The 24,419-nt window shown below is 34.8% G+C and carries 23 protein-coding genes; 9 read left to right on the top strand and 14 right to left on the bottom strand.

The window, feature by feature from the left end:
* The first annotated feature begins 27 nt into the window (after nucleotides 1-27).
* The 3 genes from hemB to FQU21_RS05910 all read left to right on the top strand — a co-directional run bounded on the left by hemB (nucleotide 28) and on the right by FQU21_RS05910 (nucleotide 2,945).
* Nucleotides 28-1,020 (top strand): porphobilinogen synthase, encoded by a 993-nt coding sequence (gene hemB, locus FQU21_RS05920; protein ID WP_147677076.1) that lies wholly within the window; start codon nucleotides 28-30, stop codon nucleotides 1,018-1,020.
* 363 nt (nucleotides 1,021-1,383) lie between these two features.
* Complete coding sequence (locus tag FQU21_RS05915; protein ID WP_147677075.1) at nucleotides 1,384-2,472, top strand: CNNM domain-containing protein; 1,089 nt, start codon at nucleotides 1,384-1,386, stop codon at nucleotides 2,470-2,472.
* On the top strand, nucleotides 2,472-2,945 hold the full coding sequence (locus tag FQU21_RS05910) for a methylated-DNA--[protein]-cysteine S-methyltransferase (protein WP_147677074.1): 474 nt from the start codon (nucleotides 2,472-2,474) through the stop codon (nucleotides 2,943-2,945). Before FQU21_RS05915 ends, FQU21_RS05910 begins: the two co-directional genes overlap by 1 nt.
* A gap of 75 nt (nucleotides 2,946-3,020) precedes the next feature.
* Here the strand turns inward: FQU21_RS05910 and FQU21_RS05905 are convergent, their stop codons facing one another.
* Entirely contained in the window at nucleotides 3,021-4,217 is a 1,197-nt protein-coding gene (locus FQU21_RS05905) for a C1 family peptidase (protein WP_147677073.1), read from the bottom strand.
* A 157-nt stretch (nucleotides 4,218-4,374) separates the two neighbouring features.
* On the opposite strand from FQU21_RS05905, the gene FQU21_RS05900 reads away from it, so the two are divergent.
* From FQU21_RS05900 to FQU21_RS05890, 3 genes are read left to right on the top strand one after another with little or no spacing between them, the layout of a single operon-like run.
* On the top strand, nucleotides 4,375-5,526 hold the full coding sequence (locus FQU21_RS05900; protein ID WP_147677072.1) for a serine hydrolase domain-containing protein: 1,152 nt from the start codon (nucleotides 4,375-4,377) through the stop codon (nucleotides 5,524-5,526).
* Nucleotides 5,523-6,236, top strand: a complete 714-nt coding sequence (locus FQU21_RS05895) for a 3'-5' exonuclease (protein WP_147677071.1) — start codon at nucleotides 5,523-5,525, stop codon at nucleotides 6,234-6,236. Before FQU21_RS05900 ends, FQU21_RS05895 begins: the two co-directional genes overlap by 4 nt.
* The gene (locus FQU21_RS05890; RefSeq protein WP_147677070.1) at nucleotides 6,237-7,913 is read left to right on the top strand and encodes an ABC transporter ATP-binding protein; all 1,677 of its coding nucleotides are present in this window, start codon (nucleotides 6,237-6,239) and stop codon (nucleotides 7,911-7,913) included.
* Between the two features lie 336 nt (nucleotides 7,914-8,249).
* Here the strand turns inward: FQU21_RS05890 and FQU21_RS05885 are convergent, their stop codons facing one another.
* The 6 genes from FQU21_RS05885 to FQU21_RS05860 all read right to left on the bottom strand — a co-directional run bounded on the left by FQU21_RS05885 (nucleotide 8,250) and on the right by FQU21_RS05860 (nucleotide 15,010).
* Nucleotides 8,250-8,903, bottom strand: a complete 654-nt coding sequence (locus FQU21_RS05885; RefSeq protein WP_147677069.1) for a CoA transferase subunit B — start codon at nucleotides 8,901-8,903, stop codon at nucleotides 8,250-8,252.
* A 117-nt stretch (nucleotides 8,904-9,020) separates the two neighbouring features.
* Nucleotides 9,021-9,722: a CoA transferase subunit A gene (locus tag FQU21_RS05880; protein ID WP_147677068.1), complete on the bottom strand. Its 702-nt coding sequence runs from the start codon at nucleotides 9,720-9,722 to the stop codon at nucleotides 9,021-9,023.
* A gap of 224 nt (nucleotides 9,723-9,946) precedes the next feature.
* The gene (locus tag FQU21_RS05875) at nucleotides 9,947-12,292 is read right to left on the bottom strand and encodes a penicillin-binding protein 1A (RefSeq protein WP_147677067.1); all 2,346 of its coding nucleotides are present in this window, start codon (nucleotides 12,290-12,292) and stop codon (nucleotides 9,947-9,949) included.
* 48 nt (nucleotides 12,293-12,340) lie between these two features.
* Complete coding sequence (locus tag FQU21_RS05870; protein WP_147677066.1) at nucleotides 12,341-12,835, bottom strand: gliding motility lipoprotein GldH; 495 nt, start codon at nucleotides 12,833-12,835, stop codon at nucleotides 12,341-12,343.
* A complete protein-coding gene (locus FQU21_RS05865; protein WP_147677065.1) occupies nucleotides 12,822-14,225 on the bottom strand; it encodes a PSP1 domain-containing protein in 1,404 nt (467 codons plus the stop codon). The genes FQU21_RS05870 and FQU21_RS05865 overlap by 14 nt, the downstream gene beginning before the upstream one ends.
* A gap of 269 nt (nucleotides 14,226-14,494) precedes the next feature.
* Nucleotides 14,495-15,010 carry a CvpA family protein gene (locus FQU21_RS05860; protein ID WP_147677064.1) on the bottom strand — a complete coding sequence of 172 codons (516 nt, stop codon included), beginning with the start codon at nucleotides 15,008-15,010 and terminating at the stop codon, nucleotides 14,495-14,497.
* 139 nt (nucleotides 15,011-15,149) lie between these two features.
* Here FQU21_RS05860 and FQU21_RS05855 point away from each other — a divergent pair, with 139 nt between their 5' ends.
* Entirely contained in the window at nucleotides 15,150-15,506 is a 357-nt protein-coding gene (locus FQU21_RS05855; RefSeq protein ID WP_147677063.1) for a hypothetical protein, read from the top strand.
* A 195-nt stretch (nucleotides 15,507-15,701) separates the two neighbouring features.
* Complete coding sequence (locus tag FQU21_RS05850) at nucleotides 15,702-16,163, top strand: GreA/GreB family elongation factor (RefSeq protein ID WP_147677062.1); 462 nt, start codon at nucleotides 15,702-15,704, stop codon at nucleotides 16,161-16,163.
* Here FQU21_RS05850 and FQU21_RS05845 read toward each other — a convergent pair.
* From FQU21_RS05845 to FQU21_RS05835, 3 genes are read right to left on the bottom strand one after another with little or no spacing between them, the layout of a single operon-like run.
* A complete protein-coding gene (locus tag FQU21_RS05845; protein WP_147677061.1) occupies nucleotides 16,158-16,778 on the bottom strand; it encodes an HAD family hydrolase in 621 nt (206 codons plus the stop codon). The two genes, FQU21_RS05850 and FQU21_RS05845, sit on opposite strands and share 6 nt — an antisense overlap.
* A 30-nt stretch (nucleotides 16,779-16,808) precedes the next feature.
* Nucleotides 16,809-17,717, bottom strand: coding sequence for an ABC transporter ATP-binding protein (locus tag FQU21_RS05840; RefSeq protein ID WP_147677060.1), 909 nt, complete (start codon nucleotides 17,715-17,717; stop codon nucleotides 16,809-16,811).
* A gap of 3 nt (nucleotides 17,718-17,720) precedes the next feature.
* Nucleotides 17,721-19,874, bottom strand: a complete 2,154-nt coding sequence (locus tag FQU21_RS05835; RefSeq protein WP_147677059.1) for a prolyl oligopeptidase family serine peptidase — start codon at nucleotides 19,872-19,874, stop codon at nucleotides 17,721-17,723.
* 126 nt (nucleotides 19,875-20,000) lie between these two features.
* On the opposite strand from FQU21_RS05835, the gene FQU21_RS05830 reads away from it, so the two are divergent.
* On the top strand, nucleotides 20,001-20,957 hold the full coding sequence (locus tag FQU21_RS05830) for a M28 family metallopeptidase (RefSeq protein ID WP_147677058.1): 957 nt from the start codon (nucleotides 20,001-20,003) through the stop codon (nucleotides 20,955-20,957).
* 72 nt (nucleotides 20,958-21,029) lie between these two features.
* On the opposite strand, the gene FQU21_RS05825 is transcribed toward FQU21_RS05830, so the two are convergent.
* The 4 genes from FQU21_RS05825 to FQU21_RS05810 form a co-directional block, all read right to left on the bottom strand.
* Nucleotides 21,030-22,019, bottom strand: a complete 990-nt coding sequence (locus FQU21_RS05825; RefSeq protein WP_147677057.1) for an aspartate-semialdehyde dehydrogenase — start codon at nucleotides 22,017-22,019, stop codon at nucleotides 21,030-21,032.
* A 135-nt stretch (nucleotides 22,020-22,154) separates the two neighbouring features.
* Nucleotides 22,155-22,556: a large-conductance mechanosensitive channel protein MscL gene (gene mscL, locus FQU21_RS05820; protein WP_147677056.1), complete on the bottom strand. Its 402-nt coding sequence runs from the start codon at nucleotides 22,554-22,556 to the stop codon at nucleotides 22,155-22,157.
* 88 nt (nucleotides 22,557-22,644) lie between these two features.
* On the bottom strand, nucleotides 22,645-23,754 hold the full coding sequence (gene alr, locus FQU21_RS05815; protein WP_147677055.1) for an alanine racemase: 1,110 nt from the start codon (nucleotides 23,752-23,754) through the stop codon (nucleotides 22,645-22,647).
* Nucleotides 23,747-24,391 carry a thymidine kinase gene (locus FQU21_RS05810; RefSeq protein ID WP_147677054.1) on the bottom strand — a complete coding sequence of 215 codons (645 nt, stop codon included), beginning with the start codon at nucleotides 24,389-24,391 and terminating at the stop codon, nucleotides 23,747-23,749. The genes alr and FQU21_RS05810 overlap by 8 nt, the downstream gene beginning before the upstream one ends.
* Nucleotides 24,392-24,419: the final 28 nt, after the last annotated feature.

The raw sequence follows: 24,419 nt of genomic DNA, 5'->3' as shown, positions 1-24,419 counted from the left end.
TTGTATGACATTAAAAGTAATAAAACAATGTATCCATTACGAAGAAATAGACGATTGAGAACCAACGAAGCCATTAGAAGCTTAGTTAGAGAAACTACAATAACGCCAAACGATTTTTTAGTACCTCTTTTTGTGGTTGAAGGCAAAAGTATTAAGGATGAAATCCCGTCGATGCCAAACTATTTTAGGTACAGTTTAGATTTGCTTGAAGGTGAAATAAAAGAATTATGGAGCCTTGGATTAAAATCAGTTTTACTTTTTGTAAAAGTGCCTGACAACTTAAAAGATAATAAAGGTACAGAAGCCTTAAATCCAAACGGGTTAATGCAACGCGCCATTAAAACCATAAAAAATGTTTGTCCGGATATGTTAGTGATGACGGATGTTGCGCTAGATCCTTATTCTTCTTTTGGGCATGATGGTATTGTACAAAACGGGATGATAATAAACGACGAGTCGGCTGCAGTATTATCGCAAATGGCTTTAACACACGCACAAGCTGGTGCCGATTTTGTAGCGCCTAGTGATATGAATGATGGACGAACGTTACAAATCCGTCAATTATTAGAAAACGAAGGCTTTAAAAACACCGGGATTATGAGTTATTCGGCAAAATACGCCTCGGCTTTTTACGGGCCTTTTCGTGATGCGCTAGACTCTGCTCCTGTTGATTTGGTTGATGTGCCAAAAGATAAAAAAACCTATCAAATGGATTGCGGCAATAGAATAGAAGCGATACGCGAAACCCTAATGGATATTGATGAAGGTTCGGATATTGTTATGGTAAAACCAGGACTTTCCTATTTAGATATTTTACGAGATATAAAAAATGAAGTAGACGTTCCTGTGGCGGTATATCAAGTTTCTGGAGAGTATGCTATGATAAAAGCTGCTGCTGAAAAAGGCTGGTTAAACCACGATCAAGTGATGATGGAAACCACCATGGCTTTTAAACGCGCTGGCGCTGATATTATCGCGAGTTACTTTGCTAAAGATGTGGTGAAAATTTTAAACGGTTAAATTGACCTCAACTTAATTATCCCTCAACAGTATAAATAACAAGATTGATAGCGACTACTTTTCAATCTTTTTATCAACGGTAAAATAGGTTTCAACATACCCTATTTTACCGTTTTTTTTGTTATCCCCTCCTACTATTTCAATAGATATAGAAACGTAAAAAGCAATCAAAACTATTGCTCTATCCACTATAAGGCACAACGGAAACTCATAGTAGATATATCATCTTTTAAGATAAAAAACGAGGTGTACATTTTTCTATTTAAAAAGGAGCCTATCAACAAGATTCACAATATAAAATAAATTCTTACAAACATGGTGTTGTTTGATTTTGTAAATTAGCGGTTAATTAAATCACCATTAATGAGCGCATTAATTTTCTGGGCAACCATATCCGTTTTCTTTTCTTTTTTATGTTCTATACTCGAGGCCGTTTTACTCAGTGTAACACCCACTTTTTTAAATGTTAAAAAACAGGAAGGCAAAGATTACGCCTTAACTTTAGAATCCTTAAAAAAGGATGTCGATCAACCGCTAATTGCTATTTTAACTTTAAACACCATTGCTCATACTTTAGGTGCGATGATGGTTGGAATTCAAGCCGAAAGTTTACCTTATAAAATTGAATTTTGGGGTATAAACACCGTAGGAGTTGTTTCGGCAATTATGACCTTGCTAATTTTAGTAGCTTCGGAAATAATCCCGAAAACCATTGGTGCAACCTATTGGAAACAATTGGCAAATTTCACCGCAAAAACTTTAGTTGTTTTAATTTTTCCGTTAAAATGGACGGGGATTTTATGGATTCTTCAACTTACCACCAAACTTATTGGCGGTAAAGGTCACGGTAGTGTTTTAAGTCGCGAAGGTTTTTTAGTTATGGCCGATATGGCGCAGGAGGAAGGTGTTTTTCAAGAAAACGAAAGTAAAATAATCAAGAATTTATTAACTTTTAAAGAGGTCTTTGCTAAAAACGTCATGACGCCACGAACAGTCATGTTAACCGAAGATGAAAACGCCACCGTTGAAGATTTTTTTAATAGAAATTTGAATTTACGTTTTTCAAGAATTCCTATTTATTCTAATAATCCTGATAATATAACAGGTCTGGTTTTAAAGGATGAAGTTTTTAGAGAAATGGCCTTAGGAAATGGCACTAAAAAACTATCGGAACTACAACGAACCATTATTATTGTAGACCGAAATTTACCCATCCCAAAACTATTTGAACAACTTGTAGAAACTAGAAACCACATGGCTTTAGTGGTCGATGAATACGGCTCCGTAAGTGGTTTGGTAACCATGGAAGATGTGATAGAAACCCTTTTAGGTTTAGAAATTATGGACGAAAGCGATCACGTGTCGGACTTGCAACATCTGGCCAGAAAAAGCTGGGAATCGCGCGCTAAAAAGCTTGGTATTTTTGATGATGAATCTAATCCTAAAAAATAGTGGAAACCTGCATCATCAAATCGCCTTTAGGATGCACTAAAATTGTTGGTGATGCCGATGGTATTTCGCAGGTTACGGTTTTAAATTCTGAAGAAAAAGTAACCGATATTATCCCGGTAGTATTGGAAGATTGCGTCATGCAACTCCAAGAATATTTTGAAGGGTTTCGCACACAATTCAACCTAAAATTAAATGCCCAAGGCACCGATTTTCAAAAACGAGTTTGGGAGGCTTTAGAGAAAATTCCGTACGGAAAAACCACATCATACTTAGCACTTTCAAAACAATTGGGCGACGTAAAAGCTATTAGAGCCGTAGCCAATGCCAACGGTAAAAATCCACTTTGGATTATTGTGCCTTGTCATCGTGTTATTGGCAGCAATGGAAGTTTAACCGGTTATGCTGGTGGATTAAGCCGAAAGCAATGGCTTTTAAATCACGAAAACACGACCAAACAATTATCGCTATTCTAAATTATAAAGCAAGACTAAAAAACCCACAATAAAAGTTTATTGCGGGTTTAAATTTTTATGCTGAAAACAAGTGTTTTAAAGTCCTATTTTCTTTGCAATATCAGAAGGAATTCCTGCTTTGTTAACCATAAATGCTGTTGTTTTATATTTCACGAAGTTTTTCGTTACAAATAAAAACCCTTTATAATCGTTGCTTTCCCCCCAAGAATTTTTAACAATGTAATATTCTTTTCCTAATTGATCTTTTACAATACCAACAATATGCATCCCATGATCGTCTGTTGTTTGATAATTATCAAAAGCTTCTTGACGCATTTCTGGAGTAATTTCAAGTTCTGGTTTTGGACCATTAAACATGGTTTTTCGCTCTTGCTCAGTCATATCCTTATATTCTACAGCAGGAACATAGGCTATTCCATTTTTCCAACTAAAACTCTTTTCACTAACATCTGTTGCCCATGCTACGGTATAACCTTTTTTCAAAGCATTATCAATAACATCGGTCATTTCATCCATTTTTATATTATAAAGCTGATTATAAGCCCAGTTATCTGGTACCATTAAAGTCGTTTTTTCATAATATGGAACGTTTGTAAATGAAGACATTTGTATGTAATCGTCTGGATTAACCCCTACGACTTCTTTAGCAAAAGACTTAGGTGTGTATGTTTTGCCTTCGTAATTAAATTTCTCAGGAATATCGCCTAAATACGAATCAATAACAGCGGCATATGCTGTTTTCCAATTTGGTGTTAATGTGCCATTTGGATTTTTAATAACAGCATCTAAAACAGATTTTAAAATAGTAGACATTTCTGCTAATTTATTTTTATCCGTTCCGTAGTTTAAACCTGTATAAACCGATCTTGGAACAGCTCCATATTCGCGATACATATTAATAACATCATGTAATGCACCTCCTTCACCTAAGGTAAGGGCACCGTGCATACGCACATAGTTTATCCCTTTTTCTAAATACACATTTCTTGCCGTAAAAAGTTGAGATAATTGTACTGGATCTTTACCCATTCTAATCATTTCAGACTCTAAATACGAATTGGTAGCATAACTCCAACACGTTCCTGAAGACCCTTGGTTTTTAATAGATGTTGCCCCTAAATTAATTACTTCAGTAAAATTAAAATTATCTTTGCTATTTTCACTTGCATTAAATTTAAGTGAATTCACTAAAACATCTTGTGCAGAAACCGTATTCATCCCTGTCAAAAAAAGAACAGCAAAACCTAACGATTGGATTAAAGTTTTTTTCATAAAATATATTAAAATTAAGTATACAACAATATTAATCAAATTTGTTTTTTCCAAACAGTTTATTATAGAGTTTAACACCAAAATTTGCAATATTTAAACTATTTTCAAAATGAACACTAATTTTATTATCTTTAGTTTCAACTATTAAACGAAACAAATGAAATTCCTGAAAAAACTCATTAAATCGCTTATCGTAATATTCGGTTTACTCATTTTAACACTCTATATCACAGATACCGATTATTTAATAAAAGCGGTTAGAACCATATATTTAAAAGGCCACACTACTGCCTATTTGGAAGATTACAAAGAATTTGACAACCAAGTTATTGAAAACGGAACACCGCAACCTTGGCCAGAACATAAAGATTATAATACCGTAAAAGAAACCGAAACTTTAAACAACATTAATAAAACAAATGGCACCATTGCCTATGTGATTATAAAAAACGATAGCATTTGGTTCGAGAATTATTACGATGGTTTTAATGAAAACGCCCAAACCAATTCCTTTTCTATGGCAAAAAGTTATGTGTCTGGACTTATGGGAAAAGCCATTCAAGAGGGCTATATTAAGAGTTTAGACCAACCTGTTTGCGATTTTCTACCTGAATTTTGCGAGGGCTTAGCCGCTAATTTAACCGTTGGCGATTTATCGAGTATGGCTTCGGGAACCAATTGGGACGAGAAATACTATTCCCCGCTATCCATTACAACTCGGGCGTATTTTGACGATGATTTGGAAAAAGTAGTAAATAGTTTAAAAGTGGTTACCGAACCCGGAAAAGCATTTAAATACGCAAGTGGCGACACCCAAATGTTAGCTATGGCTATTGAAAAAGCGACTGGTAAAAAACTATACGACTATTTAACTGAATCCTTTTGGAAACCCTTAGGTAGTGAAAACCCAACCCTTTGGCAAGTAGATAGCGAGAGCCACGATTTGGTAAAAGCCTATTGTTGTATTGCTAGTAACGCTAAAGATTTTGCGCGTTTTGGAAAACTATATAAAGACCACGGAAAATGGCATGGTAAACAAATTTTAGATTCTGCTTTCGTGGCTAAATCCATTACGCCACGATTTAAAGAAAGTCCAGAATATGGTTACGGTTGGTGGATGAAACAACAAAACGGTAAAAACTTTTTTATGATGCGCGGACATTTAGGACAATACGTTATTGTAGAACCTAATGACAATATTATCATTGTTCGCTTAGGACATTCTAAAGGTAAAATCAAAAAAGTGGCAACTTTTACCGACGATATTTCTATTTACATTGAAGAAGCCTATAAAATGCTTGAAAAATGATACGGAAGCTCAACCTAGAACATATTTTATTTCTGGATATTGAAACCGTTCCGGAAACGCAATATTTTTCAGATTTAGATGAAACCAAACAAGCCCTTTGGGAACATAAATCTCAATACCAACGTAAAAATGACGAAACGGCCGAAGCATTTTACGATCATGCCGGTATTTGGGCCGAATTTGGAAAAATTGTTTGTATTTCAGTGGGTTATTTTAAAATAACCGAAGATTCACGAACTTTTAGAACCACGTCCTTTTTTGGTGAAGAGACCAAAATTCTAATCGATTTTAAAAACCTTTTAAACACCCATTTTAATCATGCAAAACACTTACTTTGCGCACACAATGGTAAAGAATTCGATTTTCCGTACATCGCCAGACGAATGATTATCAATGCTATTGAAATTCCTGAAAAATTAAATTTGTTCGGTAAAAAACCATGGGAAGTCCTACATTTAGACACCCTCGAGCTTTGGAAATTTGGAGATTATAAATCCTATACTTCCTTGAAATTATTAACCCATGTATTAGGAATTCCATCTCCAAAAGATGATATTGATGGCAGCGAAGTCTATCGTGTTTTTTACGAAAACAATGAAATTAACCGCATTGTTACTTATTGCGAAAAAGATACCATTGCCGTAGCACAAATATTTTTACGTTTACGAGGTGATGCTATTTTAACAAACGACGAAATTATTCATATTTAAATGAAGAAAAACATTCTTAGTGTTCACGATTTATCCATTGCTTTTAAAGGCAACGAGGTAATTCACCATATTTCCTTCAACCTAAAAGAAAATGAAATTTTAGGTATCGTAGGCGAATCGGGTTCTGGGAAATCGGTTTCATCTTTGGCTATTTTAGGCTTGCTTCCGAAGAAAATTTCTAAAATAACTTCCGGTAGTATTTTGTTTCAAGATGAAGATTTAACCAAAATTTCGCCTAAAGCCTTTCAAAATATTAGAGGAAAAAAAATTGCCATGATTTTTCAAGAACCTATGAGTTCTTTAAACCCGTCGATGACTTGCGGAAAACAAGTGCAAGAAATTCTTTTACAGCACACCAATTTATCAAAAAAAGAAGCCGAAAACGAAACCCTTTCTTTATTCGAAAAAGTAAAACTCCCCGAAGTTAAAAACACCTATTCAAAATATCCGCACGAAATATCTGGAGGCCAAAAACAACGGGTTATGATAGCCATGGCTATTGCCTGTAAACCCGATATTTTAATAGCAGACGAACCCACAACCGCATTAGACGTTACCGTTCAAAAAGATATTATAACACTGCTAAAAGAACTGCAAGCCGAAACTAAAATGAGTATTATTTTTATTACTCACGATTTGGCTTTAATTTCTGAAATTGCCAATCATGTGCTAGTGATGTACAAAGGAAATTTGGTTGAAACAGGCCTCGTTGAAACCATTTTTAAAAATCCGCAACACAACTATACCAAAGCACTTATTAATTCGAGACCGTCATTGGATACACGGTTAAAAACCTTACCAACCATTCAAGATTTCTTAGAGGATACGATATCTACAGAAACGGTAACCGACGAAGACAGAAAAAAAAATCACGAAAAAATTTACAGCAAGCCGCCCTTATTAGAGATTATAAATGTTGAAAAAGCCTATTTTTCACGCGGTGGGTTCTTTAAAAAACCGACTTCATTTAAAGCGGTAAATCAGGTGAGTTTTAAATTATATGAAGGTGAAACTTTAGGCTTGGTAGGCGAATCTGGCTGTGGAAAATCGACCCTTGGTAACGCCATTCTTCAACTCGATAAAGCCACGGCTGGACAAATTATATACAAAGGCACCGATATTACCAAACTCAATAAAACTGAAACACGAAGACTTAGAAAAGAGATTCAAATAATATTTCAAGACCCCTATTCGTCCTTAAACCCTCGAATTCCGGTTGGTGAAGCGATTATGGAACCGATGAAAGTGCACGGACTTTTCAACGCTACTAAAGAGCGAAAAGAAAAAGTTATCGATATTTTAAATCGTGTGGGGTTATCTGAAGATTATTTTAATCGTTATCCGCACGAGTTTTCTGGAGGGCAGCGCCAACGCATTGGTATTGCACGTACCATTGCTTTGCAACCTAAATTAATCGTTTGTGATGAATCGGTCTCGGCGCTCGATATTTCGGTGCAAGCCCAAGTTTTAAATTTATTAAATGAATTAAAAGAAGATTTCGGGTTTACTTATATATTTATTTCGCACGATTTAGCCGTTGTAAAATATATGAGCGATCAATTATTAGTGATGAATAACGGTGAAATTGAAGAATTGGACGATGCCGATGTTATTTACAAATCGCCTAAAAAAGACTATACTAAAAAACTAATTGATGCCATTCCTAAAGGCATTTAAAAAGAAAATCACCCTATAACTTTGGGAGGTTATAGCATGAAAATTTTCTTTATTAAATAAAATAGGCCTTTTAAAAATGATAAGTTTCCTTGAAATGATTCTTGAAACTTACTCGTTTTAACTGTAGTAAGTTGTTCAGGTAGGTCTGATTCAAAATTCATATTGGTTAACTTATGGTAGATTTGGGGAAATCTATAATTAAACTTGGTCTATTTGGGTTTTATAAATATAACATATTTAACATATAGAAATAGATTAAAAACAAATATTATCGATAAAAAGCATTATATTTTAACATTTCAATCGTTTTAAGAAGAAAATAAATATAATTCGGGGCTAAAATTGCATTTCAGGAATTTCTCCTTCAACAATTAAAGCGCCTTCGGTAGCTTGTTTAATCATTTCTACTGAAACTCCTGGGGCACGTTCTAAAAGTTTAAAACCGCTCTCTGTTATTTCAATTACAGCCAGATTAGTCACAATTTTTTTTACACAACCTACACCCGTTAATGGCAACGTACATTTTTTTAGGAGTTTAGATTCGCCTTTTTTATTCGTATGCATCATGGCTACAATAATATTCTCGGCACTGGCAACCAAATCCATAGCACCTCCCATACCTTTTACCATACGTCCAGGTATTTTCCAATTAGCAATGTCACCATTTTCGGCTACTTCCATGGCGCCTAAAATAGTTAAATCTACATGTTGCCCACGAATCATAGAAAAGCTTAACGCCGAATCGAAAAAACTAGCACCGGGCAAGGTTGTTATGGTTTGTTTTCCTGCGTTAATAATGTCGGCATCTTCTTCACCTTCAAAAGGAAATGGTCCCATGCCTAACACGCCATTTTCACTTTGGAATTCCACTTCAATATCATCTCTAACATAATTCGCTACCAAAGTAGGAATACCAATTCCTAAATTAACATAGTAACCATTTTGAACCTCTTTAGCTATGCGCTTTGCTATACCTGTTTTATCTAACATAAATATTTTTTTTCATTCCCGCGAAGGCAGAAATCCTTTTAATTTAAATTATATATCAAGCTGAATTCTTACAACCAACCCTACAAGATTTTTAAAACTTCTCGAGAATAATATCTCTTATATTTTAATTCTCACGGTACGCTGTTCAATTCGTTTTTCGTAATGCGCTCCTTGAAAAATGCGTTGTACAAAAATACCTGGAATATGAATTTGATTGGGGTCCAGTGTTCCTAGCGGTACTAATTCTTCAACCTCGGCAACCGTAATTTTTGCAGCACCACACATCACAGGATTAAAATTTCGAGCGGTACCTTTAAAAATTAAATTACCAGCAGCATCCCCTTTCCAAGCTTTCACAAAAGCAAAATCGGCCTTAAAAGCATGTTCTAAAACATACATTTTACCATCAAATTCTCGTGTTTCTTTACCTTCGGCCACTTCTGTTCCGTAACCTGCAGGTGTATAAATTGCTGGAAAACCGGCTTGTGCAGCACGGCATCTTTCGGCCAAAGTGCCTTGTGGAATAAGTTCAACATCTAATTCTCCTGAAAGCATTTGGCGTTCAAACTCATCATTCTCCCCAACATAAGAGGATATCATTTTTTTAATCTGTTTTTTATGAAGTAGTAATCCCAACCCAAAATCATCAACCCCTGCATTGTTTGAAATACAGGTTAAATTTTTAACACCTAAACTGACTAATTTCGAAATCGCATTTTCAGGAATACCGCAAAGCCCAAATCCACCAAGCATAAAAGTCATATTATCTTTTACGCCTTTAAGAGCGATATCAACATTTTCTACTTTCTTATTTATCATTAGGAATCGGTTTTAGATTTATGCTTTAATATTTTACAAAAACTTCATTTAAAGCTGCTTAAATTTACGAATAATTCAAAAGAATCCTAAAAATTAATTCTATTTTATGACAAACAACGAGTTGGATAATCATTTAACGCATTACACCTGTTGTTAGAAACTTTCAAAAACAAAAAAACCATCCTTTTCAGAATGGTTTTTAATTAAATTTATAATATAATATTTTAGAAATCTAAATCGTCCGGAGTATCAATATTTTGTTGATAACCATCGGTATCACCTTCATCATCTATTTTAGAACAGTCTACATTGATAGATAAATTTTCTGGCTCTTCAAAATCGGCTGTGGACACATCTAAATTTTCATCGGCATAACAACTCTTCATATAACCCCCCCAAATAGGTAAGGCCATAGCAGCACCTTGCCCGTAAGTAATAGTTGGAAAATGCACGGCGCGGTCTTCTCCGCCAACCCAAACACCTGTCACTAAATTAGGCACCATACCCATAAACCAACCATCACTTTGATTTTGTGTTGTACCTGTTTTTCCCGCAATTGGGTTTTTAAAATCGTATGGATATCCTGTAATAATTTCACGATAATCTGCTCTGTAAGAATCGCGTCCTTTTCCTCTTAATCGGCCTCCCGATCCATATTGGGTTACCCCTTCCATTAATTTTACTGTAACATAGGCAGTTTCTTCACTTAAAACATCGCGAGTTTCTGGTTTAAATTGATATAAAATGGTTCCGTTTTTATCGGCAATAGTAGTTACCATAACAGGTTTGGTATATACGCCTTTATTAGCAAATGATGCATAAGCCCCAACCATGTCATAAACACTAATATCTGCTGTTCCTAAAGCGATAGATGGTACCGCAGGAATATCTGATTCAATACCTAATTTTTTAACCAAATCGATTACCGTTTGCGGTCCAACTTTATCAATTAAACGGGCTGTAATAGTATTTACCGAATTTGCTAAAGCATTTTTTAAGGTACGTGTTCCGCCGTAATCTCCACCAGAGTTTTTAGGACACCATTCTTCTGGGTTACCATACTTATTAGCTTCTATACAAAAAGGCGTGTCTGGCAACTCATCACATGGTGATAAATGTAACTGATCCATAGCGGCCGTGTAAACAAAAGGTTTAAAGGTAGACCCTATTTGACGCTTACCTTGTTTTACCATATCATACTGAAAATGACGATAATTCATACCGCCGACCCACGCTTTAACATGGCCTGTTCTTGGATCCATAGACATCATTCCTGTTCGTAAAAACGATTTATAATAGCGCATAGAATCCATTGGTTTCATAATGGTGTCTATTTCGGAAGCTTTCCCTTCTTTCCATGCAAAAACCGTCATTTCTGTTGGTTGATTGAAAGAATCTTCAATTTCTTTATTCGATTTTTTTAAATCGTATTTCATATGTCTCCAACGTTCGGATTGTTTCATACTACGATTTAATAACAACCTAATTTCATCTTTATCAAGATCTAAAAAAGGTGCTGTAGGGTTACGGTTTGGTGTGTTTTGATGAAAAAACTCGGCTTGCAACCTTGGCATATGCTGTTCTATAGCATCTTCCGCATGTTTTTGCATACGAGAATCGATGGTGGTATAAATTTTCAATCCATCATTATATAAATCGTATTTTGTGCCATCTGGTTTAGGGTTTTTCTTAATCCAATCTTTCATAAAACCATCTAAATACCCTCTAAAATAGGTAGCAATACCATCTCTATGAGATTGTGGCGTATATTTTAAATCGAGGTCTGTTTGTTGCAGAGAGTCTTTTAGTTCTTCATTTATATAACCGTATTTATACATTTGAGATAACACCACATTACGCCTGTCTTTAACCATTTCTGGACGTCTTCTCGGGTTAAAAAGGGATGAATTTTTAAACATACCCACTAACATAGCGGACTCTTTTAAATTTAACTCTTTTGGTTCTTTATCGAAATATATACTCGATGCACTTCGAATACCATCGGCATTATTTAAAAAATCGTAAATATTAAAATATTGAGCAATAATTTCTTCTTTGGTATATTGACGCTCTAATCGAATAGCAATAATCCATTCTTTTACTTTTTGCAACACACGTTCTACAATATTTTTAGAACCTTCGCCATGAAACAATTGTTTTGCCAATTGTTGAGAAATGGTACTTGCTCCACCGCCACTACCTAGTTTAAAAATTGCACGTAAAGTACCTCTTGCATCTATACCAGAGTGATCCTTAAAACGAGCATCTTCTGTAGCTATTAATGCATTTACTAAATGTTCTGGCAACTCACTATATCCTACCGGTGTTCTATTATCGTTAAAATAAAACTTTCCTAGTGTTTGTCCGTCGGAAGAAATAATCTCGGTTGCTAAATTGGTTTTTGGGTTTTCTAGCACAGTATGATCGGGCATCTCGCCAAAAACACCCCAAGAGGCTAATAAAAACACTAAGATAATTGAAAGTATACCTCCTAAAAATAATACCCAAAACCATCGGATATATGTTGTGAAATTTTGAACTCTTTTTGTTTCTTTTTTTGCTTTTGCCATAGTTTAAGCGACTTAAATTGTGAACGACTTAAGTTTTAAAATTTAAGATTATTGTATTGTAGGATGTTCTATTCTAAAGCCAACATCGGTTATGCCATCTAGATTTACAACGCCATTTACGCTACCACGTTCGCGCATAGCTTGTTGTATGTTTACGGTGTAATTCCCCGTTTCATTAAAAATAAAACCTTCTTTATACCAAAGTTTGTTTTCTTTTATATCGGTATAACCGGTCCCTAAAAGTTTTCCGTTAGGTTCGGCCATTTTATATTCCAAAGTGTCTTTTTCTGTTTTCCCGTGCGGGCTTACCATTTCAACAATTAAAAATATATTGCTGTATTTATAAGCATTTGTATTTCTAAGATTTACAAATAAATTAAAGGGTTTAATAGAGTCGGTTGGAGTTATATTAAAACTAATAATACGGTCTTTATTCCAAGTATTTGGAACCGACTGGTATTCATCAAAAACACGATTAGAGTCGCAAGACGTTAACGCCAATGCAACTATTAAAAAAAACAAGAAGCTATTATTCGGTAGCATTTTTATTATTTTGTGGTTTTGGTCTTGGCCTAGGTTTTCTTTTTGTATTCCGAGTTTTATTAGTTTGATTCGGATTAGTATTCGTAGGCGCATTATTATTTTTTGCACCTTGTGCTGTTCTTTTCTTTGGAGCCCTTTTTCCTGGAGCTGCTTTCGCTGTTCCTTTAGCATTCGGATTAGAATTCCGATTCTTCCGATTAGGATTCTGTTTCGATTGATTAGGATTTGGTTTCTTACTAGAATTCTGATTTCCTTTTTGGTTTGGTTTCCTTCTAGTATTTCTACGTTTATTATTGCGTTTTGGACTATCGAAACGTGTTAAACTATCTTGGCCTACTACATTTTCGAACTCTGTTTTAATATCTTCCACAATATCGGATGCATACTCTTCAAGGCTTGCAACGGGCTCGTTCTTTTTATTGGCTTCAATAATTTCATTGGCTTGCTCTGTCGTTATTTTGTGCCAATTTATCCATTCGCCTTCGTAAGCATACCACATGTGCCCCTTAAAAATGTCAGTTTTCTGGCAAACGGCAATACCTTTTCCCGTTTTAAGTTTAATATCGGTTTTTGGAAAACTTTTTAAAGCATCTAAATACGTGTCTAATTCGTAATTTAAACAGCACTTTAATTTACCACATTGTCCAGCTAATTTTTGCGGATTTAGGGATAATTGTTGGTAACGCGCTGCCGATGTGCTTACCGATCTAAAATCGGTTAACCAAGTAGAACAACACAATTCGCGTCCGCAAGACCCAATACCTCCAAGTCGAGATGCTTCTTGACGAAAACCAACTTGTTTCATTTCTATGCGTGTTCTAAACTCACGAGCAAAAACCTTAATAAGTTCGCGGAAATCTACACGATCTTCAGCAGTATAATAAAAAGTTGCTTTACTAGCATCGCCTTGAAATTCGATATCCGAAATTTTCATTTGCAGATTTAAATCTATTGCAAACTGGCGTGCACGCACCTTCATAGGTTCTTCTTTATCTCTAGCAGCTTGCCAAATATCAATATCTTTCTGACTTGCCTTTCTATAAATTTTTAAAGTTTCAGCAGGTTTAAACGATATATTTTTACGTTTCATTTGTACGCGTACCAATTCACCCGAAAGGGTAACCATACCAATATCATGACCAGATGCTGCTTGAGTAGCAACAATATCACCAATACTTAATGTTAAATTTTCAGCGTTTTTATAGTAATCTTTTCGTCCGTTTTTAAAACGAACTTCTACCCAATCAAACGGTTTTTCACCATTGGGAAGGGACATATTTGCCAGCCAATCAAAAACCGTTAATTTATTGCAGCTATCGGTACCACAGGTTCCATTATTTTTGCAGCCACTAGGAGCGCCGTCTTTTGTTGAGCAACTTGCACAAGCCATATATTTTATATATTGATTCTAGTTAAAACCAAGGTTTTACCAGAAGAATGTTTGTAACTATTTATTTTGAATCTTAACTTTTTAGAAGAGTATCCTGTAAAAGTTAGAGTATCACATGGTTAATAAAGTTTCTATTATAAAAAAACTTCAAGATGTAAAGATAAGATTATTCTAAGACTAAAAACAAGAATTTTGCTTTACTAAAGAACTTCAAAGCCCCTACTTCATTTCAATTATGTAAAATACGGTTTCTTTTCAACTTAATAAAACTAAATTTCAGTTTCTTTAGTTTCGGTATCTTCTTTGGATGTTAAAATATTAGGAAAAATAGTAGGCACTAAGGATTTCACGGGAATATAAAGTACAGAATCGTCCATATTTTCTTCATCTATAAAAGTAATAGTACTGTTCATTCTATCAAAAAACATTAAAACAACACTTAAAATTAGGGCAATTTTTAAAGCCCCAAAAACACCTCCAGCTAATTTATTAATAATCCCCAAAGCAGCAAAATCTGCTAATTTGGTTAATGCTTTTCCAGCTAAGGAAATCACTAAAATAATAACCACAAAAGTAATCGCAAAGGCTGTAATACTAATAGTTTTCTCGTTCCAATCGGTTTTGGTTTGCAAATACTGAGCAGCAAAATCACTAAAATGAATAGCACCATAAACCCCTGCTACTAAAGCCACTAAAGATGCCACCTCAACAAAAAGCCCTTTCATAAAACCACGAACTAGCCCAAATAAAATTAAAGCTCCTAAAACAATATCTATAACCCCCATAAAAATAATTTAGTACAAATATAAAGTAAAAGATTTTACGCCGTAATCTTGTTTTAACACCAATAACGTCAAAATAAGTCCCGTGTTATTCAAAACCGCAAAAGGTTTGTTAACTTTGACCAAAAATTTCAATTAAAAAATGGCAAGAGACGAAGAATTAAAAGAACGCTGGAATTTGGTAGTACAAAAACTATCTAATCAATTTGCCGATGGCGACACCATGGATCTTGATGCTATTATTTATCTTATAGGCGTGCAAGAACTTGGGCAATTAGACCGGGCTTTTAAAAAAGACCAAAAACTCGATTTAATGCATATTGCTATTTGCAAATTACTATCGCCGTATGGTTATTACGAACTCGATTTTGTAGATAAAGAAGGCTGGCCGCACTACAAAACGCTTGAAGCTTTACCACATTTAAAGGCCGGAGAGCAAAGTGTTTTAATGAAAGAAGCTATTGTAAATTACTTTTTAGAAACCGAATACATTAGCTAGAATTTATATTTGGGCGTTACCCTTAACCTGAATTTAGTTCAGGTTAAGGGTCGGGCTTTCACTACTCAATCTTTTTGTTTTTTTAAGAAAACAAAAAGGATTTCAAACAAGCCGTTCAATCCCTAACGCAAATTTGGCTACCCACATAAAACTCCATAATTAAAACCCTATTTTAGTTATCTGAAATTTAAAACTATGAAACACACTTTAGAACTTAAACAGCAACTTTTTAATACATGTTTAAATTCTATAGATTTTAGATTTCAAAACATACAAAATACCATTAACGAAATACAAGAATCGCTTACTTCGGAAACCAAAAGTAGCGCCGGCGACAAACACGAAACTGGGCGTGCCATGTTGCAATTGGAACGTGAAAAAGCAGGCAATCAATTATCTGAAATTAATAAAATAAAAGTAGCACTTTCTAAAATTGATGTCTCAAAAAGCTCCAAAAACGTGGGTTTAGGTTCTGTGGTTTTCACCACCCAAGCCCATTATTTTATAGCGATAAGCGCAGGCGAATTAACCATTGATCATCAAAAATTTTACGCCATTTCACCAAATACGCCTATCGGACAATTATTAATGGGAAAGACCAAAGGAGATAGCATTAATTTTAGAGCTCAACATTTTAAAATCGAATCAGTTTTATAAAATAAACTCAGCAAAATCGGTGAGTAAATTATAATCTTTTATATGAAACGTTTGTATGCCTAAACGTTCTGCTGCATTAATGTTATCAATAGAATCATCAATAAAGATCGATTCTTCAGCTTTTAATTCACTATCATTTAAAACATAAGTAAAAATAGCTTCATCGGGTTTTCTAATCTTTACTTCGTGTGAATAGTAGGCTTTTTCAAATAAATCGTTAAATTTAAAACCCTGTGCTTTTTCAAATTCATCTAAAAACTTTTTCTGATGAATACTATTCGTATTACTTAACAGGTAAATATTATAATTGGTTTTTAGGCTTTTTATAAAATCGATGCGCGCTTTGGGAATATCAAAAATCATAGCATTCCAAGCATTTTGTATTTGCGCATCACTTGGTGTTTCCGTAGATAAATTTGATAATGCCTTTATAAATTCTTGGGACGAAATTTTTCCGATTTCAAAATCATAAAAAAATGAATATTTATAATGATGCCCTGTATTGTTAACAATATCTGTGATACCGATATCTTGTAATGCGCTTATGGTTTTTGGAACATCCAAATTCATAATAACGCCGCCCAAATCGAAAATAATATGTTTTATAGTCTTCATTTTATATTTTTTATAATTTAAAAAAAATCTTTAAGCAATTAACAAACAGTAAGTTTTATCAATTTCTAACGGGTTTTCATGTTGAAAAAACACCAATTCCCCATTCAAATCGGCTTCAATTAAATAATGGTTTCCTTTAAAATACACTCTTTTAACTACCGCTTTTAAGTCGGAATCATCGACCAATTTAAGCTGATGTGCATAAATAATTTCGTTATTTATAACATTAAATTCTCCAAAAAACGAAGCCACTAAAGGGGTTTCTGGGTTATTAAAAAGCGTTTCCGGCGTCCCTTCAGCTTCTATTTTATTTTGGTTTAACACCATCATATTATCAGCAAACCCCAACACATCTTCTTTATCGTGGGTAGCCACAATGCAGGTAATGTTTTTTTCTTTTAAATACTTAAAAACATTGCGACGCAATGTCTGTTTTTTAAAATTATCAATATGACCAAAAGGCTCATCGAGCAACATAATTTCGGGCTGTTTTGCCAAAGCTCTTGCCAATGCCACCCGTTGTTTTTGTCCGCCACTTAAGGTTTTAACTTTTACTTTTGCAAAATCGGTAAGCTCTACAACTTCCAGTAATTCTTTGGTGCGCTCTTGTTTTTCTTCGGGATAAAAATTAGAAAGAAAAGCGCCAATATTTTCGGCAACCGATGTAAAGGGCATTAAATCGAACTCTTGCGCCACGTATTTCATAAAATCGTACCCCACAACCAAGTTATATTTTGGTCCTAAAATTTCTGTGTCCTTCCAAAAAATATGTCCAGAATCTAAATCGAATTCGCCGTAAAGCAACTTGAGTAAGGTACTTTTTCCTGAACCACTTTCTCCAATAATAGCAAGCTGTTCGCCTGCTTTTACATTGAAAGAGATGTTCTTTAAAATCTTTGCTTTTTTATATGAAAAAGTGATGTTTTTTACTTGTAGCATATACTATTTTTCGTCTGCATTAGGCAGTGCTTTAAATCCCATATTATAAAGCGTAAAACCATAAATATCGGCGTACTGCTCAATCGTTTTACTAATTGGAGTTCCTGCCCCGTGGCCTGCATCGGTTTCAATACGGATTAACGTCGGGTTACTTCCTGTTTGCTTGCTTTGTAATTCGGCAGCAAATTTAAAACTATGAGCTGGTACCACACGATCGTCATGATCTCCAGTGGTTATTAAGGTTGCAGGATATTCAATACCTGCTTTTACATTATGTACTGGCGAATAGCCTTTTAAATACTCGAACATGGCTTTACTGTCTTCGGCCGTTCCATAATCGTAAGCCCAACCAGCTCCTGCGGTAAAGGTATGATAGCGCAACATATCTAAAACACCAACGGCAGGCAACGCTACTTTTGCCAAATCTGGACGCTGCGTCATGGTTGCTCCAACAAGCAACCCGCCGTTAGAACCACCACGAATGGCTAAATAATTTGTAGACGTGTATTTTTCAGCCTTTAAATATTCCGCTGCAGCGATAAAATCGTCGAATACATTTTGCTTTTTTTGTTGTGTTCCCGCATCGTGCCAAGCTTTTCCGTATTCTCCACCACCACGCAAATTTGCGACAGCATAAACACCACCTTGCTCCATCCAAACCGCATTTGGTGTGCTAAAAGCCGGTGTTAAACTAATATTGAATCCGCCATAACCATATAAAATAGTTGGATTTTTACCGTTTAATTCTAAACCTTTTTTATGCGTAATCATCATCGGGATTTTTGTTCCATCTTTCGAGGTGTAAAACACTTGATGACTTTCATAATTATCACTATTAAATTTTATGGCCGACTTACGGAATAATTCTATAGCTCCAGAATCGGCATTAAATTCATAAATAGCATTTGGCGTGTTGTAATTTGTAAATGAAAAATAACTCGTTTTTTCTTCCTTTTTACCACCAAAACCACCTGCTGAACCTAAACCAGGTAATGCAATATCTCGAATTAATTTTCCGCTATAATCGTACTGTTTTACTTTAGAAATCGCATCGACCATATAATGCGCATAGAAATACCCTCCTCCTTTAGAGGCAGACAAAACATATTCGGTTTCTGGTATAAAATCTACCCAATGCTCTGGGGTTGGATTTGCCGCATCTACCGTTATTATTTTTTTGTTTGGGGCATTTAAATTAGTGACTAAATACAGCTTGCTACCATCGTTTTCAAGAACTCCGGTATCACTATCTGTATGATCTAAAACAGTAACAAACTTACTGTTTGGTACCGTTAAATCTTTTATTAAAAGTTTATTCCCCGATGTTGAAACACTTGGATATATAAACAAATACCTATTATCTTCACTAACATTTGCATTAATATAACGGTGTTTTTCTTCGGCTGTGCCACCGTAAATTAAGGCGTCTGTTTTTTGTGCCGTACCTAATTTATGATAATACACTTTGTGTTGATCGGTTTTAGCAGACAATTCACTGCCTTTAGGTTTATCGTAACTGGAATAATAAAAACCTTCATTTTTATACCATGAAATCCCTGAAAATTTCACATCAATTAAAGTGTCCTCAATAATCGTTTTGGTTTCCACATCCATGATTAGGATTTTCCGCCAATCGCTTCCGCCTTCCGAAATGCTATATGCTAAAATTTTTCCGTTTTTAGAAAAACTTGTCACTCCTAAGGAAACAGTTCCATCTTCTTTAAATGTATTGGGATCTAAAAACACGGTGGCTGTTTTAGCATCTTCACCTTTTTTATAACGATACAGCACACTTTGATTTTGTAACCCATCGTTTTTATAAAAATAAGTGTAATCGCCTTCGTGAAAAGGCGCACTTACTTTTTCGTAATTCCATATTTCCGATAGACGATCTTTTAAAGCTTTTCTAAATGGAATTTTATCTAAATAATTATTTGTCGCTATATTTTCTGCCTTTACCCAAGCTTCGGTTTCTGCACTTCTATCATCTTCTAACCAACGATATGGGTCTTTAACTTCAACTCCAAAATAAGTATCAATAGTATCTACAGTTTTTGTTTCTGGATAACTCACAACCATATCTTTTTTTTCTTTTTTATTATTTTCACAAGCTACTAGCAAGCTTAATGAGAAAAATGTTAATGCTATTTTTTTCATGATTCATCATATTAATCATTCAAAAATACGCAAAAAACATAAGTTAAAGTTCTAGATTTACCCAATAATAACGGAATTAAATTGCCGTATAATTATATATTTGGCAATGTATTCAAAACCCTAATCATGAAAAAAATAGCACTACTTATAGTATTCATCGCATCGTATTTTAGTGTGCTTTCTCAAACTGAAATAACCGAAAACGAAATAAAAGATCATATAGAATTTTTAATATTAGATAAAAACGGCGGAAGATTCCCGGGAGAAAAAGGCGCTAAACGTGTTGTAAAATATATTAAAAAAGAGTTTAAAACTATGGGCTTACAACCTTTAAGTAAAAATTATAAGCAGCATTTTAAAGCCCAATTAAGAGTTGATAAAGGCATAGAAGAAAAACCAGAAGTTACCACTTGTAATGTTATTGGTTTTATTGAAGGACATGATCCGGTTCTAAAAAACGAATACATTGTTCTTGGTGCGCACTACGATCATTTAGGGCTTGGCGGTCCTTCTTCCAAATCGGATAAAAGAGGTGTGGTTTATCATGGTGCCGATGATAATGCAAGTGGCACCGCAGCTTTATTAGAAATTGCAGAAAAACTAGCTTCTAAAAAAGAGACACTAAAACGAAGCATTATATTTATTGCTTTTGGAGCTGAGGAGCAAGGTTTATTGGGCAGTAAATACTTTGTAGAAAACCCTTTGATACCCATTTCAAAAATTAAATTAATGATTAATATGGATATGGTTGGCAGACTAAATGCTAAAAAACATGTTTATATGGGTGGTGCTGGCACCTTTCCCGACGGCGTGAGTTTTATGACCACCTTAGGAAAGTCTTTAGGTTTTAACCCCATAGTTCACGCAGGTTCTGTAGGCGGATCGGATCATGTGTCTTTTTACAAGGCCGGTATCTCTGTTTTAGGCATACATACAGGTGGCCATCCACAATACCACACCCCAGAAGACACTTTAGAATTGATAAACTTAGAAGGTGAAAAACAAGTTTGCGAATACATTTTTCAAACTATTTTAAATAAAGCTTCAAGCGCTGATACCATTCAATTTATAAACCAAGATTAATAACTGATATAACCGCATAAAAAAAGCTTCTGTAAAATTACAGAAGCTTTTTTTATGTTAATCGAGTATAAATTACACTAAGTTATTTGCTACTAAATATTCAGCAATTTGAACGGTGTTTGTTGCAGCTCCTTTACGCAGGTTATCGGCAACAATCCACATATTTAATGTGTTTGGTTGTGTTTCATCCCTTCTAAGTCTTCCCACAAAAACCTCATCTTTATCGTGTGCAAAAATAGGCATTGGGTAGCTGTTTTTAGAGGTATCATCTTGAAGCACAACTCCTGGCATTTCGCTTATTAATTTACGAACTTCAGCTAAATCGAAATCGTTTTCAAACTCAACATTTACCGATTCAGAATGCCCTCCAGCCGTAGGAATACGCACTGCTGTTGCAGATACAGAGAAAGAACGATCGTTAAATATTTTTTGAGGCTCGTTAGCCAATTTCATTTCCTCTTTAGTGTATCCATTCTCTAAAAACACATCGCAATGTGGCAATGCATTTCTACCAATTGGGTAAGGATACGCCATTTCGCCTTCAATACCAGCAATTTCATTTTCTAACTGTTTTACTGCTTTTACACCAGTACCAGAAACCGATTGGTAAGTAGAAACTACAACACGTTTCATTTTATATTTTGCATGTAGCGGCGCCAAAGCCATTACCATTTGTATGGTAGAGCAGTTTGGATTTGCTATAATTTTATCATCTTTTGTTAATTCGCTTGCATTAATTTCTGGAACCACTAATTTTTTAGTTGGATCCATACGCCATGCAGAAGAATTATCGACTACCGTGGTACCCGCTTCCGCAAATTTTGGCGCCCATTCTACAGAGGTGTCTCCACCTGCAGAAAATATAGCGATTTGTGGCTTTGCAGCAACAGCATCGGCTAAACCTATAACGGTATATTCTTTATTTTTGAAAGTTAATTTTTTTCCAACAGAACGTTCTGAAGCAACCAACAATAATTCGGTAACAGGAAAGTTACGCTCTTCTAAAACCTTTAGCATCACCTCGCCTACCATTCCAGTAGCGCCTACAACTGCTATTTTCATATTTTTATATTTATTAAATTTCTGTGAGCAAAACTAAGTATTAATTCCATTTTAAAATCTAAAAAAAGCCCTCATTTTTTAAAAACGAGGGCTTTTTAACAACAAATAACACAGTGTTATATATTTAACAAAATGTTATTTTTTAAGTAAATCTCTTATTTCCACAAGTAAATCTTCTTGAGAAGGCCCTGCAGGTGCTGCCGGAGCTTCCTCTTCTTTCTTCTTCATATTATTTATTCCTTTAACAACTAAGAACATTACAAATGCTACAATAATAAAGTCTATTATGTTTGTTAAAAACGTTCCATATTCTAAATATACATCTCCTACCACTTTTCCTGCTTCGTCTAAAGTTCCTTCTTTTAATTGATATCTTAACGCTTTGAAATCTGCATCGAAAATTAATCCTATTAATGGTGACACAATGCCTCCTGTAAACGAGGTTACAACTTCTTTAAAAGCTGCACCCATTACGAAACCGACTGCAATATCAACAAGGTTACCCTTCATTGCAAACTCTTTAAATTCTTTTAACATAATTCTAAATTTTATAATTTTCTTGGTTAATTATTAATTAGACCACAATATAGTTAAAAAGTCACAATTTAAGCAAAAAACAAGACACTTAAACACGAATAATTCTTCGTTTTACCCGTTGTGAAATACTGGTTATCAACTCATAAGAAATTGTATTTGCCGCTTCGGCCAAAGTTTCAGCCGTAGCATTCCCATCGAAAATAATAGCTTCATCACCTTCTTCACATGAAATATTAGTAACATCTACCATAATCATGTCCATACAAACATTTCCTAGTATAGCTGCCTTTTTACCGTTTATAGTAACAAATCCTTTTCCTTTTCCGTAAATCCTACCAAGACCATCGGCATGACCAATAGGCAAAGTAGCGGAAATTAATGCCGATTCACTTTTAAAAGCACGGTTATACCCAACACTTTCTCCTTTTTCAAGATGATGAATTTGAGAAATACAGGTTTTTAAGGCCGCAATAGGTTTAAAGTGCTTATTTTCTTCTTCGGAATTTCCAAAACCATATAAGCCAATACCACTGCGTACCATATCAAAATGAGCTTCTGGATAATTTAAAATCCCCGAAGTATTACACATGTGACGCATGGGTTTGAAACCAAAAATTTCTTCAAAATTATGAGCGATAGCTTTAAACGTTCCAATTTGGTTTAAGGAGAATGTTTTTTCATTCAAATCCTCACTCGCTGCCAAATGAGAAAAAATAGATTTTATTGAAACACTTTTGGTTTCACCTATAATATTTTTAATAGTTTCAACATCACCTTGCCAAAATCCTAATCTATTTAAACCCGTATTAAACTTGATATGAATAGGATAATTTTGTTTATTTTCCGAAGAAGTAATCTCTAAAAATTCTTTTAATATTTTTGTATTATAAATGCTAGGCTCTAAGTTGTTTTCAATTAAAACATTAAAATTTACAGCTTGTGGATGTAACACTAAAATAGGCGTTGTAACACCTGCTTTTCGCAACGCAACCCCTTCATCAATATAAGCGACCGCAAAATAATCGGCACCAAGATTTTCTAAACAAAGTGCTATTTCCGAAGCTTCATTTCCATAAGCGAACGCTTTTACAACAGCTAAAAACTTGGTGTCCTTATTAACTCTCGATTTTAAATACTTATAATTATGTTTCAGTTTTTTTAAATCGATTTCTAGGACTGTTTCTTGAGCCTTAAGCATTATCGGAGTCCTTTTTTTTCTGTTCAACATCCTCATTTACCTGAATATTCCGCACCTTATCGCGCTCCATAGCTTTATAATAAGCCGCTCTGCTTAATGGTTCGTACTCTTCAACTTCCCCTAAAAGCACCAAACTATCACTTTTTGCCTTTCTATAACTGTATTGCGCCAAATTGCCTGTTCGCGTACAAACCGCATGTACTTTGGTTACATAATCGGCTGTTGCCATAAGGTTTGGCATCGGGCCAAATGGGTTTCCTTTAAAATCCATATCCAATCCAGCAACAATAACACGTACACCTTTATTGGCCAAATCATTACAAATACGCACAATTTCATCATCGAAAAACTGCGCCTCATCAATGCCAACAACATCACAGCCATCGGCCAAAATAGGAATATTTGCCGCTGCAGGCACTGGTGTAGAACGAATTTCATTGGAGTCGTGAGAAACCACTAATTCCTCGTCGTAACGCGTATCTACGGCAGGTTTAAAAATCTCAACACGTTGCCTTGCAAATTGGGCACGTTTAAGTCTACGGATGAGCTCTTCGGTTTTTCCCGAAAACATCGAGCCGCAGATCACTTCAATCCATCCAAATTGTTCTTTATGATTTACCGTATTTTCAAGAAACATTTCGTAATTTTAACACTAAAATTGGTTT

It is taken from the genome of Algibacter pacificus (assembly GCF_008033385.1).
GTDB lineage: Bacteria > Bacteroidota > Bacteroidia > Flavobacteriales > Flavobacteriaceae > Algibacter > Algibacter pacificus.
This window is presented reverse-complemented; position numbering and strand designations above follow the sequence as displayed.

Coding starts and splice junctions, on each gene's coding strand:
- hemB (WP_147677076.1), top strand. CDS start 28: ATGTATCCATTACGAAGAAATAGACGATTGAGAACCAACGAAGCCATT.
- FQU21_RS05915 (WP_147677075.1), top strand. CDS start 1,384: ATGAGCGCATTAATTTTCTGGGCAACCATATCCGTTTTCTTTTCTTTT.
- FQU21_RS05905 (WP_147677073.1), bottom strand. CDS start 4,217: ATGAAAAAAACTTTAATCCAATCGTTAGGTTTTGCTGTTCTTTTTTTG.
- FQU21_RS05900 (WP_147677072.1), top strand. CDS start 4,375: ATGAAATTCCTGAAAAAACTCATTAAATCGCTTATCGTAATATTCGGT.
- FQU21_RS05895 (WP_147677071.1), top strand. CDS start 5,523: ATGATACGGAAGCTCAACCTAGAACATATTTTATTTCTGGATATTGAA.
- FQU21_RS05890 (WP_147677070.1), top strand. CDS start 6,237: ATGAAGAAAAACATTCTTAGTGTTCACGATTTATCCATTGCTTTTAAA.
- FQU21_RS05885 (WP_147677069.1), bottom strand. CDS start 8,903: ATGTTAGATAAAACAGGTATAGCAAAGCGCATAGCTAAAGAGGTTCAA.
- FQU21_RS05880 (WP_147677068.1), bottom strand. CDS start 9,722: ATGATAAATAAGAAAGTAGAAAATGTTGATATCGCTCTTAAAGGCGTA.
- FQU21_RS05875 (WP_147677067.1), bottom strand. CDS start 12,292: ATGGCAAAAGCAAAAAAAGAAACAAAAAGAGTTCAAAATTTCACAACA.
- FQU21_RS05870 (WP_147677066.1), bottom strand. CDS start 12,835: ATGCTACCGAATAATAGCTTCTTGTTTTTTTTAATAGTTGCATTGGCG.
- FQU21_RS05865 (WP_147677065.1), bottom strand. CDS start 14,225: ATGGCTTGTGCAAGTTGCTCAACAAAAGACGGCGCTCCTAGTGGCTGC.
- FQU21_RS05860 (WP_147677064.1), bottom strand. CDS start 15,010: ATGGGGGTTATAGATATTGTTTTAGGAGCTTTAATTTTATTTGGGCTA.
- FQU21_RS05855 (WP_147677063.1), top strand. CDS start 15,150: ATGGCAAGAGACGAAGAATTAAAAGAACGCTGGAATTTGGTAGTACAA.
- FQU21_RS05850 (WP_147677062.1), top strand. CDS start 15,702: ATGAAACACACTTTAGAACTTAAACAGCAACTTTTTAATACATGTTTA.
- FQU21_RS05845 (WP_147677061.1), bottom strand. CDS start 16,778: ATGAAGACTATAAAACATATTATTTTCGATTTGGGCGGCGTTATTATG.
- FQU21_RS05840 (WP_147677060.1), bottom strand. CDS start 17,717: ATGCTACAAGTAAAAAACATCACTTTTTCATATAAAAAAGCAAAGATT.
- FQU21_RS05835 (WP_147677059.1), bottom strand. CDS start 19,874: ATGAAAAAAATAGCATTAACATTTTTCTCATTAAGCTTGCTAGTAGCT.
- FQU21_RS05830 (WP_147677058.1), top strand. CDS start 20,001: ATGAAAAAAATAGCACTACTTATAGTATTCATCGCATCGTATTTTAGT.
- FQU21_RS05825 (WP_147677057.1), bottom strand. CDS start 22,019: ATGAAAATAGCAGTTGTAGGCGCTACTGGAATGGTAGGCGAGGTGATG.
- mscL (WP_147677056.1), bottom strand. CDS start 22,556: ATGTTAAAAGAATTTAAAGAGTTTGCAATGAAGGGTAACCTTGTTGAT.
- alr (WP_147677055.1), bottom strand. CDS start 23,754: ATGCTTAAGGCTCAAGAAACAGTCCTAGAAATCGATTTAAAAAAACTG.
- FQU21_RS05810 (WP_147677054.1), bottom strand. CDS start 24,391: ATGTTTCTTGAAAATACGGTAAATCATAAAGAACAATTTGGATGGATT.